Genomic DNA, 17797 nt, shown 5'->3' on the forward strand with positions numbered 1-17797 from the left:
GACCCCACGCACCCGCAGCGCTGGGTCGACGACGCTGCCCTCGTCGCTGCCCATCCGGCACGTGCCGACGGGGTGATAGAGCGTCTGCGACACCGTCTCGAGAGCCCGTTCGAGGGTGGCGCCGTCGAGTTCCTTCGCACCGGCGGGCCGCACGACTCCGTGCAGAAGTCCCTGCAGCGATGGCGAATTTGCGATGCGCGCCGTGATGCGCAGGCCCTCCATCAGGGCAGCACGATCCATCCCTTCACCGTCGGTGAGGTAGCGGGGATCGACGATCGGCTTGGCGAGAGGGTCGGCCGATCGCAGCGTGATCGCGCCCGTGCTGCGGGGTTTGAGCAGGATGGGCCCCATCACGACCGCATGTCGCGGGTGCGGATCGCCGATGCCCTCGTCGAAGAACGGTCCCGGCGCGAAGATCAGCTCCAGGTCGGGGAGGGTGAGGTCGGCGCGGCTGCGGACGAACCCGTAGGCCTCACCTACGTTGGAGGTCAGCATGCCGCGCCGCCGCACCAGATAGTTGACGAGTTCCCGCGGCTTCTCGGCAGCGAACAACGTGTCCGCTGCCACGTCGAAGCCGACGGGGACGCACAGGTGATCCATCAGGTTCTGCCCGACCTCGGGCACGTGCCGCACCGCGTCGATCCCGTGATCGGCGAGATGCTCGCGGTCGCCAATGCCCGACAACATCAACAACTGCGGCGAGTTGATCGCCCCGCCGCACAGCACCACCTCACGGCGGGCCTTCGCGACGAGCGTCCGACCCTCGTGCTGGTATTCGACGCCAACGGCGCGGCCGTCCTCGACGACCACGCGGGTCACCGTCGCGTTCGTGATCACCCGCAGATTGGGTCTGCGCAGCGCCGGCCTGAGGTACGCGTCCGCGGTGCTCCACCTGGCTCCCCTGCGCTGCGTGACGCGGGTTTCGCAAAATCCTTCAGGCGCCGCCTGATTCGGAGCCTCGGTGTGATAGCCACACTCCTCGATCGCCGACAGCCACCGTGCCGTCGCACTTCTGGGACTGCGCTGCGGAGAGATCACCAGCGGCCCGCTCTCGATGCGGGCGAAGTACTTCTCGACGGCTCCGTAGCTCCACGCCTCCCCTGCGGCGTCACCCCACTCGTCGTAGTCGGCGGCGAATCCGCGCACCCACATCATGGCGTTCATCGACGACGAGCCGCCGAGCATCTTTCCGCGCGGCCAGTAGATCTCGCGGCCGTCGAGTTGTTTCTGCGGTTCGGTGGCGTAGTCCCAGTCCAGGTCGGACTTGAACAGATTCGCGAAGGCCGCCGGGATGTGGACGAACTTGTCCTTGTCGCGCGGACCGGCTTCCAGCACCAGCACCTGGACGTCGGGGGTCTCACTGAGGCGATTGGCGAGCACCGATCCAGCCGAGCCGGTCCCCACGACGACGTAGTCGGTGTTCACGAAGCGCCAGCCTATTCAGGTCGGCGGCGCTAGGTGCTCAATTCAAGGTGTTGGGCATCGACGATTCCGGCGTACCGCTCGGGGCTGCACGTCAGGACGATGACCTGACCATCACCCCCGACTGCGTCGAACACCTCACCCATCTTGGCCAGCCGGTCGGGATCGCTGAAGCCAAGCGCGTCGTCGATGACGACCGGAACGCCGTCCTCCTTGGCGACCAGCGCCGCGCCGGCCAGCCGGGCCACGATGCCGAGCTGCTCCTTGGCGCCGCCCGACAGTGACTCGAACGGCACGGTGCGCCCATCGAGCGTGCGGCTGACGATGCGGAGCTCGCCGTCGATCTCGACCTGGAAATCTGCGCCGAACACGATGCGGCCCAACCGTTCGACCTCGGTCCGGAACGGCTCGACGTAGCGCAGTCGCGACTGGTCGCGGTGGCGTGTCATCACCGACTGCAACAGCTGCGCCGCTCCCGCTCTGCGCTGCATCCGGCCGTGCTGCGCCGTCGCGTGCTCGCACTCGGTCTGCGCCGCATCCAGCCGGCCCTGGCGACCCTCGGACCCGTACACGCCCAACTGCGCCATCACTTCGCGGAGGTCACCGCCGACCTCGTCGTGGCGGGTGCCGAGCGCGGCGGACCGAGCTGTCGCGGCCGCCAGCTCGGCCGCGACCGCCGCAGGACCGGCCGCTGCAAGTTCGGCGTCGATGAGCAGCGCTCGAGCCACTACCGCACGGGCCCGCTCAGCGTCGGCCTCGGCTTGAATCACCAGTTGGTCGTCGGACTGCGATTCACGTTGTCGGGCAAGGCGTTCCGCTGCGCCTGCGACCTCGTCACGGGCGGTGGCCAGCTTCGACCGCAGGACCGACCCGGCACCGGCGACCTGCATCGCCAGCGACGTGGTGGTCGTCGCAGCTTCGCGGCACGACTCTTGGTCGACGCGTGCCAGCCGATGGGCTTCGGTCGCCGCGTCGAGCTCGGCGCGCGCGACCTCGACCCGAGGGTCACCGTCAGCGTCTGACACCAGCGCATCACTCAGTTCGGCTTGACGGGCCCGCATCTCGTCGACGGCGTCGTCGCCGATGAGCGCATCACGGGTGGCCCGGAGCCGATCCACGGCTGCCGACAGCTCTCGCCTCCTGGCGTCGACCACCCGCGCCGCCGCCACGTCGGTGACGCCGGCCTCGTCCAACAGGGCGGCCAGCATCTCGCGGGCCCTGTCGAGCCTTCCCTGGGAATCGGCGGCGGGCGCACCCGGCACCACCCGCACCGACAGCACGCCCGGCAGCTCGACCTCGGTCGACGTCGTCACGTTCTGCGACCAGCCGACGCCAGGCGACAGCTCCACCGGTTCACCACCGACCATGACCTGAACCCCGACCACGGCGTCGAGTTCCACGCGCGCCGAGGCCAACTCGGCCTGGAACGCGGCTCGCTCGGTGGCCAGTGCGGCCATCTCGACGTCGCGCATCACGTCATCGGAAAGGGTGATCGCGGCCAACTCGGCGCTGACGCCCACCAGCTCCCGCTGCACGGCGTCGATCTTCACCAGCTTGGCCACTAACCTCGTCGCCTCATCGCGAAGGGCGATCCGCTCGACCGTCCGGCGCGCGGCGTCGACGCGCTGCTGGCTTTCCTCGACAGCGGCATTTGCCGCCTGTTCGGCGGCCGTGGCGGCGACGGCGGCTTCGTTTGCGGCCGCCTCTTCCACCGCGGAAGCCTCCACGGCCGATTCGAGACTCGTGATGGCGGCGGTTCGCTCGCCGAGTTCGGCCCGAAGTCTGCGCCGTTCACCGAGAGCGGCATCGGACGCGGCCTGCGCCATCTCGGCGGGCTCGGCCAGTGCACGTGCCTGGGCGAGACGATCGTCGAGTTGCTTGATGGCTGCTGCTGCGCTCTTGGCGGCCTCGAGTCGTTTGCCGGCCGTTACGCGCTCGGAGGTCAGCCGGGCCAGTTCGGCGGCGAGTTCGGCGTGCCGGAGCACCGCCTCGTCGACCTCCTCGACTGCGGACTGGCACCGTTCGACCTGCTGCTCGGCCTCGCGCAAGCGAGCGACGGCCGTTGCCCACTGCCCCGTCGCCCGGCCCGTCGCCGTGAAGTACTGGCGGAACTCCGCGTCGATCCGGTCGATGAGCAACGGTTCGGACCCCGACAGCGTGTCGCTCTGCCCGGCTGCCACGTCGAGCGCGCGAGCCAGCGCATCGCAACCCGAAAGGTCAACCGAGGCAGTCGATGCCGACTGCAAGACCCGCTGCGCCTGCCACAATTCGGTGTCGACGGTCTCGGCGAGGATCGCCTGCACGCGCTCATGTGCCTCGTCGCCGGTGAGCTGCTCACGCAGTGGGGCCAATACCGTGAGTCGGGTTTCCGGCTTCTTGTGGAAGCGCTTGTAGTACTCGAATCGGTAAGGGCCCGTGGAGATGACGGCCGTGATCTCGGCGCCCTCGTCGACGTGGGTGGGCTTGACCTGCTTGACCTCCTTCTTGGTCGAGCGGTCCTTGGCCTCGAGCAAGAGATCGAGCGCTTCGATCATCGACGACTTGCCGATCTCGTTGGCGCCAGACACCACGACCACGCCGCGCTCGGGAAATTCGATGTCGCGGTGGGCGATTCCGCGGTAGTTGCTCAGGACGAGGCGGTGCAACTTCACGCGACGTTCCCCCGCTCGGTGAGACGCAGCAGCAGGGCCAGCGCCCCTCTGGCGTCGTCGGCCTGATCGCTGTCGGCCCGCGCGGTGGCCACCAGTTCGTCCACGGCAGCGGCCGCGAAGCCACCGATGCCCAGATCGTCGAATTCGCCGTCGGCGGGCACGACGGCGACGTCGGTCTCCTTGTCCCAGGTGCCGAGGGCGGCGAACAACCGGGCGTACTTGTCCAGGCACGCGTCGAGCGCCGCCTTGTCGGTCACGGTCAGCGTGCCCGTCAACGCGATCTGCACGACCGTGCGTTCCTTGTCGGGCAACTGGTCCAGGTTGATGTCGAGATCGACGACGTCCCTCGTGTTGTCGACCGATCGGCGCAACGTGACGAACTTCCACCGCCCGACCCGACGGCCCTCGACGCTCACCGCGCGCGCGGGGTCCTGCTCGTCCACGTCGACCACCAGGACATGCCCGGGGTCCGGCTCGATGTGATCGTAGTTGGTGACCTCCTGCGAACCCGAGTACCAGATGCGTCCCGTGGAACCGACCTTGGTACGAGAGTGCTTGTCACCCAGCGCGACATAGTGCACGGCGCCGCGAGCGAGCGCCGCCTCGACGGTGGCGAGGCGGATCAGGGACGGCTTGTCGTGGTCGGGTTCGAACAGGTCCATCCCGCCATGACCGACGACGATGCGGGTCACGTCGTCAGCGGCCAGCCCTTCGAGCACCTGACCGAGAAGATCGGTGGTCGGCTTCTTGGAACGCCAAGGCGCCGCGACGATCTCGAGCCCCGGCCGCACCTCGACCACACCGGCCCGGTCGAGCACGACGACGTTGTCCGGCCGTTCCGCGGCGAACAGGGCACTGGTGTAGACCGCGGACGCGTCGAGCGGATCGTGGTTGCCGGGCAGCAGATACACCGGCACGCCGATGGCGCGCATGGCCTCCAGCGACTGGCTGACGTCGCGGGGCGCGAGCTGATTGTGCTCGAAGACGTCGCCCGCGACGACGACGAACTCCGCGCCCACCTCGGCTGCGACGGCACCCAGGCCAGCGACCGCATCCCGGCGCGCGGCCGAATACCGCGGCTGCGCCTCACCGTTCAGAAAATGGCGAGTCATTCCGAGCTGCCAGTCGGCGGTGTGCAGGAAGCGCATCCGGACCCCTCAGCTCTCGTCTCGTGGACCGTCGTTTTGACGGGCATGGCGAGTGTAGAGCCGCGCCCCGACAAGTCCGTGGACCTCGGTCGGCAGGTTCGCGAGCGACAATTCGCGGATGCCCGGCGCCCACCCGTTACCGTGGTGTCGATGAGCGCAACCGACCGCACCCTGCTGCTGCTTCGGCACGCCAAGTCCGACTATCCCGACGGCGTGGTCGACCACGACCGGCCGCTCGCACCACGCGGTATCAGGGAGGCGGGCCTGGCAGGCGACTGGATCAGGGCGAACGTCGCAACCGTCGACGCGGTGCTGTGCTCGACGGCCACCCGCACCCGCCAGACGCTGGCGCGGTCGGGCATCGAGGCGGACGTGCGCTTCGAAGACGACCTCTACGACAGCGCACCCGGCACCGTGCTCCGCCTGATCAACGGTGTCGCCGACGACGTTCGGACGCTGCTGGTGGTCGGGCACGAACCCACGATGTCCATGTTGGCGCTCGGACTGGGCGACGGAGACGGCAGCGACCCGGCGGCGGTCGACCGCATCGCGACGAAGTTCCCGACGTCGTCGATCGCCGTGCTCACGACGTCACAGACCTGGGATCGCCTCGAGTTGCACTCGGCGAACCTGGTCGCCTTCCACGTGCCTCGGTAGTTTGCTCCTCGCGCAAGCGCTCGTCGGCGGTAGTTGGCTGCGCCAATTAGCTGTTCGTGTTGAGCGTCAGCTCCATCAGCTTGATCGCCATCGCGCAGGCATCGATTCCCGGCGCCTGCGGGTTGACCCACCAGCCGACCACGCCCGCCGCGTCGCTCGCCACCCCGCACGCGCCGCTGGCGTCGTTGGGCTTCATGACGATCGACTGCACGCCCGCGATGGAGCGGCTGTCGACCTGATACTTCAGGAAGCTCGCGACGCTCTTCTCGTTGTCAAGGCTGCCCTGCTCGAACCAGAACCGGGTGATGTCGATGAGCCCGGCCGGGTTGAGCGCCTGCCAGCGGCACAGCGCGCCGACGAAGGTGCTCTGGATGTCCAGCGGGTCGGCGCCCACCGTCTTGGCGAGCACGTCCGTGGTCAGGACGTCGCATTCCTTGAGCAGATTGGGATAGGTCTTCGCCGAGTTGTCGTTGCGGGGCGTGTTGCCGCCGGCACCCGACTTGACGGCCTGCCCTGACACGTCACGTGAGCATCCGACCAGCATCGTCACCGTGGCCAGGACCGCGAACAGGCCCGCCAGCACCCGGCGCGAACGGCTCCCGGTGCTCATTTCGAGTTCACGATCGATTGACGGGTGAGTTCCTTGGCGACGTCGCACGCGTCGGGGAACGGCTTCTCCGTGAAGTTGACCGACCACTCGATGAAGTCGTCGTCGAACTGAATGCCGATCTCGCACAGGGCGGTGCCGAGTTGCGCATCGGTGTTCAAGGCAATGAACCCGTCATGACCTTCGATGTTGATGTCCTCCACGCTGGTGCGCGACAGTTCCTCGGTCTTGCGCTCACGACCGATTGGGCTGCCCCGGTACCAATTGAAGGAGAAGTGCGGCCCAAGGATCCCGCCACCGAGGAGCCATTGGCAACCCACCGAGGTCTTGGCGGTGTTGACCAGGCCGTTGATCTTCGTCAGCTGGGCGACCGTTTGATCGGTGATCCCGCCGCACTCGGGAAACATGGGTCCGTGCTTCGAGGCTCCCGCGGGCGCGGGGGTCGACGAACCGCCAGGGCCGGTCGGCTGATCTGAGCTGCTGGAGCAGGCCGCAAACAGTGGAATCACCGCGGCGGCCAGCACGGCCAGCGCCTTCGCATTGCGTCCACGCACGCGGTGGCCACCTCGTCCCGTCACGCCCGCAACTGTAGCGGCAGGCTCTGGGCACGAGCACCGACATGCCGATTGACCAGGAGTTTCCTCGGGATATTCGCAGCCACGGGCGAACAGGATGCGGCGCGACGTGGTGTGCGACAGTTGCGGAGTGCTCATGCGCCTGCTGCGACGGTATGCCGGCCCGTACCGCGGGGCGGTCGCCGTCGTCGCCGCGTTTCAGATGGTCAGCACACTGGCGTCGCTGTACCTGCCGACCATCAACGCCGCCATCATCGACGACGGAGTGGCCAAGGGGGACACCGGCCGGATCACCGAGCTCGGCGCGATGATGCTCGGGGTCACCGCGCTGCAGGTGCTGTGTGCCGTCGGCGCCGTCTACTTCGGCTCACGCGTGGGCATGGGCTTCGGTCGCGACCTGCGCTCGGTGATGTTCCACCACGTGACGGGGCTGTCCGCCGAGGAGACCGCCCGGTTCGGCGCACCGACTCTTCTCACCCGCACCACCAACGACGTCCAGCAGATCCAGGTGCTGCTGCAGATGACGTGCACCATGCTCATCGCCGCCCCGATCATGTGCATCGGCGGCATCGTGATGGCGATCCATCAGAACGCAGGATTGTCGTGGCTGCTGATGGTCAGCGTGCCCCTGCTCGGGTTGTCCAACTACTGGGTCGTTTCGAAGCTGCTGCCGATCTTCCGCACCATGCAGCGACTGATCGACGGCATCAACCGGGTGATGCGCGAGCAACTCTCCGGCATCCGCGTCATCCGCGCCTTTGCCAGGGAACCGTTCGAACGGAAGAGGTTTCGCGACGCCAATGAGGCGTTGGCGGACACCGCGATGACGGTCGGCCGACTGCAGGCGTTGATGCTGCCTGCCACCACCCTGGTGATAAACGTGTCAAGCGTCGCGTTGATCTGGTTCGGTGGCATGCGCATCGATTCGGGAGAGATGCAGGTCGGTTCCCTCATCGCGTTCCTCTCCTACTTCATGCAGATCCTGATGGCCGTCCTGATGGTGACGCTCCTGCTGGTGATGCTGCCTCGCGCGTCGGTATGCGCCGAGCGCATCTCCGAAGTGCTCGCCACGACGCCGGCGATCACCAGTCCAGCGGTACCCAAGCGGCCGGATGCCGTGGCGGGCCGGCTCGACGTCGTCGATGCGACTTTCAGCTATCCGGGCGCCGATCGCCCCGTGCTCCAAGGGATTTCCTTCGTCGCCCGGCCGGGCACCACCACGGCAGTGGTCGGGTCGACGGGTTCGGGCAAGTCGACGCTCGTCTCCCTTGTCTGCCGACTGTTCGACGTCACCGACGGCTCGGTGGCCGTCGACGGCGTCGACGTGAGGGACTACGACGTCGAGGCGTTGTGGTCGACGATCGGACTCGTTCCGCAGCGCGGATATCTGTTCTCCGGGACGGTCGCCGAGAATCTGCGCTTCGGCAAGGCCGACGCTACGGACGACGAGATGTGGACGGCGCTGCGCATCGCGTCGGCGGATTCCTTCGTCTCGGCACACGCCGACGGGTTGCAGATGCGCGTTGCGCAGGGCGGCATCAACTTCTCCGGCGGTCAGCGGCAGCGTCTCGCAATCGCCCGCGCCGTGATCCGGCAACCGGCGATATACCTGTTCGACGACGCGTTCTCCGCCCTTGACGTGCACACCGATGCGCGGGTCCGCGCCGCGCTCGGCGAGGCATCGGCCGCGGCGACGGTGATCATCGTCTCGCAACGCATCTCGACGGTGATCGACGCCGACCAGATCGTCGTCATCGACGACGGTGCGGTGGTCGGCACCGGCACGCACGAAACGCTGCTCGCCGACTGCCCGGTGTACGCCGAGTTCGCGGACTCCCAAGCCGTGACTGGCGCCGCCCCGGCTGCGACATCCAACCCGGCGGGACCTCAACGATGAGCAACCCGATCGGCAGGAAGCTCAACGCCGGCCTCGACGTGCAGACGGAACGGTCGAAGGACTTCAAGGGAACCGCGCTTCGGCTACTGAAATGGCTTACCCCGCAACGTCTACCGACGGCCATCGTGCTGCTACTCGGCATCGTGGGCATTGCGATCGGGGTCGTCGGCCCGCTGATCCTCGGGCACGCCACCGACCTGCTGTTCAGCGGTGTCATCGGCAGGCAGTTGCCCGCGGGCATCACCAAGGAGCAGGCGATCGAGGCCGCCAGGGCGCGCGGCGACGGCACGTTCGCCGACCTGCTGTCCGGCATGAACGTGATCCCCGGCCAAGGCGTCGACTTCGCCGCGGTCGGCCGAACGCTGTTGCTCGCACTCGGCCTGTATCTGATTGCCGCCCTGATGCTCTGGGTCCAGGCGCGACTGCTGAACGTGATCATTCAGCGGACCATGGTGGCCCTGCGTTCCGACGTCGAAGACAAGGTGCACCGGTTGCCCCTTTCGTACTTCGACTCGCGGCAGCGCGGCGAGGTGCTCAGCCGCGTGACCAATGACGTCGACAACATCCAGTCCTCGCTGTCGTTGACGATCAGCCAGCTGCTGACCTCGATCCTCACCGTCGTCGCGGTGGTGGTGATGATGTTGACGATCTCACCGCTACTGGCCCTGATCACGGTGCTGACGGTGCCGTTGTCGCTGTGGTCCACCCGCACGATCGCGCGTCGGAGCAGGGATCAGTTCATCGCGCAGTGGCGCAACACCGGGCGGCTGAACGCGCACGTCGAGGAGACCTACAGCGGGTTCACCATCGTCAAGACGTTCGGCCACCGGGCGCTGGCGGAGGAGAAGTTTCGCGAGCTCAACGGCGACCTGTATCGGGCCGGCTTCGGCGCCCAGTTCCTGTCCGGGCTGGTGTCACCCGCGACGACGTTCGTCGGAAACCTGAGCTACGTCGCGGTCGCGGTGGTCGGCGGGCTGCAGGTGGCAACGGGCCAGATCACGCTAGGCCACATCCAGGCCTTCATTCAGTACGTCCGTCAGTTCAACCAGCCCCTGACGCAAGTTGCGTCGATGTACAACACGCTGCAGTCCGGAATCGCCAGTGCAGAAAGAGTTTTCGACTTCCTCGACACAGAGGAACAGACGCCCGATCCGCCGGCATCGACCGCCGAGCGACGCGGACCTGGGCGGGTGGAGTTCGAGCACGTCGACTTCGAGTATCGGCCGGGCACTCCGATCATCGAGGACCTGTCCCTGGTCGCCGAGCCGGGCAGCACCGTGGCGATCGTTGGTCCGACGGGCGTAGGCAAGACCACGCTGGTGAACCTGCTGATGCGGTTCTACGAGGTGGACTCCGGCCGCATCACGATCGACGGCATCGACATCACCTCGATGAGCAGGCATGCGTTGCGGTCGAGCATCGGCATGGTGTTGCAGGACACCTGGCTGTTCGGTGGCACCATCTACGACAACATCGCCTACGGCCGTCCCGACGCCGACGAGGAGCAGGTCATCGACGCCGCCAGGGCCGCACACGTCGATCGGTTCGTCGCGACCCTGCCAAAGGGCTACCAGACGTGGATCACCGACGACGGTGGGAACATCAGTGCGGGCGAGAAACAGCTGATCACCATCGCCAGAGCGATTCTCGCCCAGCCGAGCCTGCTGATCCTCGACGAGGCCACCAGTTCGGTCGACACCAGAACCGAGTTGCTGATCCAGCAGGCCACCGCCGAACTACGCCGCGATCGGACGAGTTTCATCGTCGCGCACCGGCTTTCGACGATCCGCGACGCCGACCTGATCCTGGTGATGGAGTCGGGCCGGATCGTCGAACGCGGCAACCACGACGAATTGATCGCCCGCCACGGCGAGTACTGGTCGATGACACAGATTTCGCGTTGAGATAGCGCTGACAGTTCGACTCCAGCCGATATCTGACTGTCAGCGCTATGTCGATGACGGATCCTCGGGCAGGATGACGCTATGAGTAGCCCGCGGACCGTCCACACGTTCTGCCGTTACTGCATGGCCTCCTGCGGGCTGGAGATCACGGTCGAGGGCAACAGGATTGCGAAGATCTCCGCGGACAAGCAGAACCCGCACAGCTGGCACGACTTCTGCGCGAAGGGCCGCACGGCCAACCAGCTCGTCGAGCACCCGCGCCGGATCGTGGCGCCGATGCGCCGGGTCGGTGACGAGTACGTCGAGGCCACCTGGGATGAGGCGATCCGCGACATCGCAGACCGGATGAACGCGCTGATCGAAGCCGACGGGCCGGATGCGATCGGCGCGTACTATGGCAACCCGTCCGGGCACTCGTCGTCGAACGTGATGTTCATGAACGCCTGGATGGAGGCCGTCGGCACGCGCAGCCGCTACGCCGTCGGCTCGGTCGACCAGAATGCGCTGCACGTCGTCGCGGAGGCGATGTACGGCTCCGCGTTGATGGTGCCGGTCTCCGACGTCGACGACTGCGACTACTTCCTGCTCGTCGGCACCAATCCCGCTGTGAGCGCCTGGAATTGGTTGGAGACGGTGCCAGGAGGATGGCGTCGGGCGTTGGCTCGCCAAGCCAACGGCGCCACGATCGTCGTGGTCGATCCGCTTCGAACGGAATCGGCGGAGAAGGCCGACGCCCATCTTGCACTGCGGCCGGGACAGGACTGGGCACTGCTGCTGGCTTTTGTGAAGGTGATCCTCGACGAGGGGCTCGAGCATCGCGAGGACTGCGCCGATTTGGCGACCGGCGTGCCGGAGCTTCGCCGTCTGGTCGCCGACGCGGACCTCGACGAGCTGGCCGCCCGGTGCGGCATCGACCGCACCCGGATCGAGGGCGTTGCTCGCGATTTCGCCGCCGCCAGGGGTGCCATGGTGGTTACGCGCACCGGGATCTCGCTGCACGCGGCGGGCACCGTCGGCGAATGGCTCGGTCACGTGCTGAACGTCATCACCGGTCGGATGGACCGCCCCGGTGGGCGCCGCTTCGAGCCGGGCTACTTCGACGCGCTGCGGCTGGCCGAGCTCGCCAAGACCAAACCCCACCTCAGTCGCGTGGCCGGCCGGGAGATGGTCGCCGGGGCACACGCGCTGGCAGAGCTGCCCGACGAGATCACCACCCCTGGCCCCGGACAGATCCGGGCGATGCTCATCAACTGCGGCAATCCGGTGGTGTCGGGCCCCAACGGCGCCAAGCTCGACGACGCCCTTGCACGGCTGGAACTCCTGGTGGTGGTGGACCTGGTTCAGCGTGAGAGTCACCGGCACGCCCACTGGCTGTTGCCCGCCGCGCATTGGCTGGAACGCAACGATCTCTTGGCGTTCACCAGCAACATGCACGACGAGCCGTACGTCCAGTACGGCGCGAAGGTCGTCGAGCCGCCTGCCGACGCCAGGGAGGAATGGCAGCTCTTCGTCGACCTCGCGATCGCCATGCGCAGGCCACTGTTCGGCGTCAAGGGGCTCAACGGTTTCGTCAAGGCCACCCGGCGGGTGGCGGCGCTGACCCGTCGGCCCGCCCTCGCGTTCGGCCCGCATTGGCTCGACCACCTCTTCGTGCGGATGTCGCGAAAGTTCAACGGACACCGGCTGACCTGGCGGGAGTTGATCGCCCACCCCCACGGGATCGTGCTCGGTCCGCGTGAGTTCGGGCACTTCAAGGCTGCGCTGCGCACCGACGACAAGTTGGTCCATGCCGCACCGCCGGAGTTCATCGCCAGGGCCCGCGAACTGCTGGCCACGCCGGCACCCGTTGCGCCAGAGGGCTATCCGTTCACCCTCGGCAACCGGCGGCGTCGACACTCGATGAACTCTTGGCTCAACGAACTGCCCGGGCTACACCCCGCAGGCAAGGGCAACGAGGTGCTGATCCATCCCGACGACGCGGCCGACCTCGGCGTCACCGACGGCGACCGGGTGCGGGTCTTCTCCCCCGCCGGCGAGATCGAGCTACAGGCCGAACTGTCGGGGCGACTGCGCCGCGGCTACCTAGTGGTCGACCACGGCTGGGGTTCGAGGATCTTCGATCCGCGCGGCGGCGCCGAGCCGCAGTCGTTCGGCGTCAACCGCAACCTGCTGGTCGGCGACGACATCGACCCGCTGTCGCAGACGTCGGCGCTCAGTTCGGCATTCGTCGGCATCGAGCTCAGCGTTTAGAGGTCGGGGCCCTCGGCGCGCACGTCGTCGACCTTCGACATCGCGTCGCGTAGCTTGCCGAGCCATTCGTCGGTGTGCTCACCGACGAGTCGGACCGACCACACCAGCGCGTCGGAACGGGACCGTGCCACGCCGGCGTCGACGAGGGTGTCGAGTACCTGACGCTCGGGCTGCTTGAGCCGCGTCATCACCGGTACGGCGATGTGCGTGAACAGGATTCGCTCGGAGGCCTCCCCCGTGCCTATTTCTATGCCCCACGCGACCTTGCGGCCGTAGCGGTGCTCGGCCTCGTCGGCGATGCGCATCCTCTCCGATCGGGTCTCCTCGCGGAAGCGCGCGGCGCGGCCCGACGCGCGGGCATCGCTCTCCTGGCCGTCCGGTTCGGGAAGGTGGCCGATGACGGTGATCTCCTCACGGTCGACGACGACCGTCGGATCGCCCGAGAACCAGCCCTGGGGTAGCCGTCCGGAAATCCAGTCCGGGGCGTCGCTCGCGTCGGGCTGCTGTGACTGATGCCAGCCGCCGGAGCGGCCGCGGTGATGTTGTTTCATGATTACATGATTACGTTGTTACAGCGGTAATGGGGCGAAATCCTCCGAGAGCGAACGATCCGGGCCGTCAGCGCAGCTTGCGCACTACGGCCAAGCCGCCGCCAACCACCAGCGCGACCAGAAGCAGTGCAGCCCATCCGGCGCCCGCGAACCACCACACCGCGCCGAGCGCCACGATCCCCGGCGAGGCCAGGAACAGAACCATTCCGGGATGTTGCTTGACGACCTCGAGGGCGCTACGAGCGCGCGCCGGGTCGATCTCCTTGGACATCTGCCAAGCATGCCAGGCATTCAAGACCGCCGAGGGCGGGGCGACCATTGACTTCACCTCGTTGCCATAGGGTCGGGTCAGACATGGCGGAACCGCCACAATCGATCTGAGGAGCGCAACGGTGACTGGACCCGGACCTGGAAGCTGGCAGCCCGATCCCGAGGGCAGGTACGAGTACCGCTGGTGGGACGGCCAGGGTTGGTCCGACCAGGTGTCCCATCAGGGCCAGCTCGGCAGGGTGCCGTTGGGTGCAGCGCCAGCACCGGCGGCCGACCCGGGACCCGCCGCACCCGACCCTCACCAGGGCGGGGCACCGCAGGCTTCCGTACATGGCCAACCCGCGGGCGACGGTTTCGCCGGCATCAGCGGCGATCTGGTCGACGGCCGGTTCAGCGAGAAGGAATCCAAGCCGATCGCCAACCAGAACGCGAAGCTGCTTCGCGTGCGGCTTGGCGAGCCCTTCATGGCACGCCAGGGCTCGATGGTGGCTTACCAGGGCAACGTGGACTTCCACTTCGAGGGCGGCGGCGCTGGAAAGTTCATCAAGAAGGCACTGACTGGTGAGGGCGTGCCGCTGATGCGCTGCCAGGGTCAGGGCGACGTGTTCCTCGCCGAACTAGCTCACGACGTGCACCTGCTGAACCTCACCAACTCGGGCCTGTCGATCAGCGGCAAGAACGTGCTCGCGTTCTCCGCCAACCTGGACTGGAACATCGAGCGGGTGAAGGGCGGCAGCATCGCGACGGGCGGGCTGTTCAACACGACCCTGCGGGGCACCGGTTGGGTGGCGCTGACGACCGACGGCCCTCCAGTGGTGCTCAACGCCGCAGAGGCCCCGACGTTCGCCGACACCAATGCCGTCGTCGCGTGGTCGGCGAATCTGCAGACCCAGTTGAAGACGAGCTTCAAGGCGGGCGCGCTGATCGGCCGGGGTTCCGGTGAGGCACTCCAGGTCTCGTTCTACGGCCAGGGCTTCGTCATCGTGCAGCCGTCGGAGGGCATCCAGATCCCGACGCAGTGATGAGCGCTTGCGCGAAGAACAGACAGCAGTGACGCACGTGCCACGACAAGTCTGGGGAACCGAGGTACGCGAGGGCGCCTACGGCGGCCATGACGGCCTCGTCTACGACCGCGGTCCGAGCACGTTCGACGACCTGCTGGCGGGGACCTCGGTGTGGACCGACAGGACGTTCCTCGTGCACGGCGAACGCCGCGTCACCTTCGCCGGCTTTCGCGCGGCCGTCCACGCCGCGCGCACGCACCTCTGGGCCGTGGGCATCCGACCCGGCGACCGGGTGATGGTCCTCGGCTACAACAGCCCCGAATGGGTGGTGGCACTGTGGGCGCTGTGGCTGTCGGGAGCGGTCCCCGTGCTGGCCAACCGGTGGTGGAGCCGTGCCGAGATCGACCACGCCGTCGACCTTCTCGCGCCCCGGCACATCCTCACCGACACCGCGCTGACGGTCGCGACGCCGTGCAGTCCACTCGGCGACCTGCGCGCGGCGTTCGATGCCATCGATGAGGGGGACTCCCCCGCCGTCGTCACCGACGAGGATGCCGCCGCGCTGATGCTGTTCACCTCCGGCAGCTCGGGGATGCCGAAAGCGGTTGAGCTGTCCCGTCGTTCGGTGATCTACAACCAGCACGACATCATGCAGCGCACGGGTCGGCTGCCGCATCTGCTGGACACCGCCTCCGTGCAGGTCGTCAGCCTGGCGACCACGCCGATGTTCCACGTCGGCGGGCTCTCGAGCCTGCTCACCCACTTCCTGACCGGCGGCAAGATCGTGATGACGGAGGGCCGCTTCGACGCGGGGCAGATCCTCGCCCTCATCGAAGGGGAGCGCATCCAGGTGTGGGGCGCCGTGCCCACCATGGCAATTCGCATTCTCGAACACCCCGACTTCGAGTCGTTCGACTTGTCGAGCCTGAAGTCGTGGCCGTTGGGCGGAGCACCTGTCACCACCGCCCTGCTCGACCGGATCCGGACGAGGTTGCCGAAGCTGCGCGAGCGCGGACTGAGCAACACGTGGGGCATGACCGAGGCAGGCGGGTTCCTCACCGTCGCCGATGCCCGCGACCTTGCCGTCGCGCCAGGAACCGTGGGCCGGCCGTACCCCGTCGTCGAAATCCGGATCGCCGATCCCGACGCAGACGGCATCGGCGAGGTGCTGGCCCGCTCCCCGACGGTGATGAACGGCTACGTCGGCGTCGACCCCACCATCAACGCCGAGACCGTCGACGCCGACGGCTGGCTGCATTCTGGCGACCTCGGCCATCTCACCGAGGACGGCTATCTGTTCATCGACGGCCGCAGCAAGGACGTCGTCATCCGCGGGGGCGAAAACATCGCCTGCCCGCACGTCGAAGCTGCGATCGCCAGCCATCCCGCCGTCGTCGAGGTGGCTGCACTCGGCATCCCGCATCCCGACCTCGGCGAAGAACTGGTGGCGGTAGTGGTGCACCAGGCCGGCGCCGAACCGCCGACCGCGGAGGAGCTCGCGGGCCACCTCGCGGGCGTGCTGTCGTACTTCGCGATTCCGACGCGTTGGGAGATCCGCGCCGAGGCGCTGCCGACCCTGGCCGGCGAGAAGGTCGACAAGAAGTCGCTGGCGACCTCGTTCGTGGCGTCGCCCGTCGACTGAGGGACTCAGCCCGTCGACTGAGGGATTCAGCTCTCGGCGGGATCCGCCCGGCGGGCCCGGAACAGCTTGACCTCGTCCTTGATGTTCTTGAGGCGTCGGGCACCCGCGAACGACCAGTTGACCCGATCGACGTCGCCGATCGCATCGTGAGTGGACTCCGCGACCAGGATGGCGCCAGGCCGGGCCGCTCCGGTGACGCGGCTGGCCAGATTGACCGAGTTGCCGAACCAATCGCCCGCCCGGCTGACGGCCATGCCGGTCGCGAGGCCCACCCTCAATCGGGGGAAGTCCTCGTCGACCTCGGTGGCGTCCAACAGATCCAGGACGGCATCGAGCATTGCGGCGGGATCGCTGCTGACCAACATCACCTCGTCGCCGATGCTCTTGACGTAGCGCACCGGGGGCACCGCGACCTCGCGCGCCAGGTCGGCCAGCCGGTGCGCCAGTTTCTCGAGATCCTCGGGCGGGACGATCTCGCCGAGCCGGGTGAACCCGACGAGATCGGCGAACGCGATCGTGACGAGGCGCGCGCCGGGCAGAGGTATTCCGTCGGCCCGTTCGGTGCTGGTCACCGCCTCGGTCTCCATGACGCGCATCAACTGCAGCCGCAGCGTGTCTTCGATCATCGGGCCAAGCATCGGTGCGACCTGCTCGACCAGCGCCTCGGACGCCTTGGCCGTGTCCAGTTCCGTGGCACCGGGTTTCAGCACGGCAGCCAAAGCGGTGTAGCGCATCACGTCAGCAGCCCGCGTCAGCCCTTCGGCCAGCACCTGGAGGACGAGCACGACCTGATCCGGGGTGATCCCCAGGTCGAGGAACTTCTGTGCACTGCCGAAGGCCTCCCCAACGGACTTCGGGAAGACCACGGCATCGGGATCGTCCACCCTGGGCAGCCCGACCGCACGCATCATGCGTTCCAGTAGTTCGAGATCCAGGCCCGTGTGCTCGCTGATCTGACGTGCCGATACCAGGGTCCCGTCGTCCCCCATGGCACGGCGCGTAGCCAGGAGCATCGGCGCGAACGACTCGCCGATCTGCTCTCTAGTGAAACCCCTCGAAAACAGCCACTCGATGAGGTCGGCCCGTTCGGCGCGCGCCTTGCCCGTCAGGCCGTCGAGTAGGTCGGATACTTCGGGGTCTTCTGATGTGTCCGACTCTTCTGCCACCGGGTCAACGTAACCGACGGTCCGACGACGATGAGTTCCGGTCGATTTGCGCG

14 protein-coding genes are annotated in these 17797 nt (G+C 67.5%); 6 read left to right on the forward strand and 8 right to left on the reverse strand.

Features of this window, described 5'->3' with window-relative positions; translation table 11 throughout:
- The 3 genes from QOD90_RS01640 to QOD90_RS01650 all read right to left on the reverse strand — a co-directional run.
- A partial coding sequence (locus QOD90_RS01640; RefSeq protein WP_526346014.1) for a GMC family oxidoreductase occupies positions 1 to 1425 on the reverse strand: 1425 nt, incomplete at its 3' end.
- Between the two features lie 29 nt (positions 1426 to 1454).
- Positions 1455 to 4073: an AAA family ATPase gene (locus QOD90_RS01645; RefSeq protein WP_526346016.1), complete on the reverse strand. Its 2619-nt coding sequence runs from the start codon at positions 4071 to 4073 to the stop codon at positions 1455 to 1457.
- Positions 4070 to 5221: a metallophosphoesterase family protein gene (locus QOD90_RS01650; protein WP_526346018.1), complete on the reverse strand. Its 1152-nt coding sequence runs from the start codon at positions 5219 to 5221 to the stop codon at positions 4070 to 4072. The genes QOD90_RS01645 and QOD90_RS01650 overlap by 4 nt, the downstream gene beginning before the upstream one ends.
- A gap of 150 nt (positions 5222 to 5371) precedes the next feature.
- On the opposite strand from QOD90_RS01650, the gene QOD90_RS01655 reads away from it, so the two are divergent.
- Complete coding sequence (locus tag QOD90_RS01655; protein WP_526346020.1) at positions 5372 to 5878, forward strand: SixA phosphatase family protein; 507 nt, start codon at positions 5372 to 5374, stop codon at positions 5876 to 5878.
- A 46-nt stretch (positions 5879 to 5924) separates the two neighbouring features.
- Here the strand turns inward: QOD90_RS01655 and QOD90_RS01660 are convergent, their stop codons facing one another.
- Together QOD90_RS01660 and QOD90_RS01665 are read right to left on the reverse strand one after the other, a co-directional pair.
- Positions 5925 to 6422 (reverse strand): DUF3558 family protein, encoded by a 498-nt coding sequence (locus QOD90_RS01660; RefSeq protein WP_526346068.1) that lies wholly within the window; start codon positions 6420 to 6422, stop codon positions 5925 to 5927.
- 62 nt (positions 6423 to 6484) lie between these two features.
- A complete protein-coding gene (locus tag QOD90_RS01665) occupies positions 6485 to 7063 on the reverse strand; it encodes a DUF3558 family protein (protein ID WP_526346022.1) in 579 nt (192 codons plus the stop codon).
- Positions 7064 to 7190: 127 nt separating this feature from the next.
- On the opposite strand from QOD90_RS01665, the gene QOD90_RS01670 reads away from it, so the two are divergent.
- The 3 genes from QOD90_RS01670 to QOD90_RS01680 all read left to right on the forward strand — a co-directional run bounded on the left by QOD90_RS01670 (position 7191) and on the right by QOD90_RS01680 (position 13111).
- Positions 7191 to 8957, forward strand: coding sequence for an ABC transporter ATP-binding protein (locus tag QOD90_RS01670; RefSeq protein WP_526346024.1), 1767 nt, complete (start codon positions 7191 to 7193; stop codon positions 8955 to 8957).
- Entirely contained in the window at positions 8954 to 10861 is a 1908-nt protein-coding gene (locus QOD90_RS01675) for an ABC transporter ATP-binding protein (RefSeq protein ID WP_526346026.1), read from the forward strand. The genes QOD90_RS01670 and QOD90_RS01675 overlap by 4 nt, the downstream gene beginning before the upstream one ends.
- Before the next feature lie 81 nt (positions 10862 to 10942).
- Entirely contained in the window at positions 10943 to 13111 is a 2169-nt protein-coding gene (locus QOD90_RS01680) for a molybdopterin-containing oxidoreductase family protein (protein ID WP_526346028.1), read from the forward strand.
- On the opposite strand, the gene abmR is transcribed toward QOD90_RS01680, so the two are convergent.
- Both abmR and QOD90_RS01690 read right to left on the reverse strand, forming a co-directional pair.
- Complete coding sequence (gene abmR, locus QOD90_RS01685; RefSeq protein WP_526346030.1) at positions 13108 to 13662, reverse strand: ATP-binding transcription factor AbmR; 555 nt, start codon at positions 13660 to 13662, stop codon at positions 13108 to 13110. The two genes, QOD90_RS01680 and abmR, sit on opposite strands and share 4 nt — an antisense overlap.
- Positions 13663 to 13729: 67 nt before the next feature.
- Positions 13730 to 13933, reverse strand: a complete 204-nt coding sequence (locus tag QOD90_RS01690) for a hypothetical protein (protein WP_526346070.1) — start codon at positions 13931 to 13933, stop codon at positions 13730 to 13732.
- A 121-nt stretch (positions 13934 to 14054) separates the two neighbouring features.
- Here QOD90_RS01690 and QOD90_RS01695 point away from each other — a divergent pair, with 121 nt between their 5' ends.
- Positions 14055 to 14954 (forward strand): AIM24 family protein, encoded by a 900-nt coding sequence (locus QOD90_RS01695; protein WP_526346032.1) that lies wholly within the window; start codon positions 14055 to 14057, stop codon positions 14952 to 14954.
- Positions 14955 to 14991: 37 nt separating this feature from the next.
- Positions 14992 to 16578 (forward strand): class I adenylate-forming enzyme family protein, encoded by a 1587-nt coding sequence (locus tag QOD90_RS01700; protein ID WP_526346034.1) that lies wholly within the window; start codon positions 14992 to 14994, stop codon positions 16576 to 16578.
- Positions 16579 to 16604: 26 nt separating this feature from the next.
- On the opposite strand, the gene QOD90_RS01705 is transcribed toward QOD90_RS01700, so the two are convergent.
- Positions 16605 to 17744: an adenylate/guanylate cyclase domain-containing protein gene (locus QOD90_RS01705; protein ID WP_526346036.1), complete on the reverse strand. Its 1140-nt coding sequence runs from the start codon at positions 17742 to 17744 to the stop codon at positions 16605 to 16607.
- Between the last annotated feature and the right edge of the window lie 53 nt (positions 17745 to 17797).

The organism is Mycobacterium sp. (genome assembly GCF_032161845.1).
In the GTDB taxonomy this organism is placed as follows: Bacteria; Actinomycetota; Actinomycetes; order Mycobacteriales; family Mycobacteriaceae; genus Mycobacterium.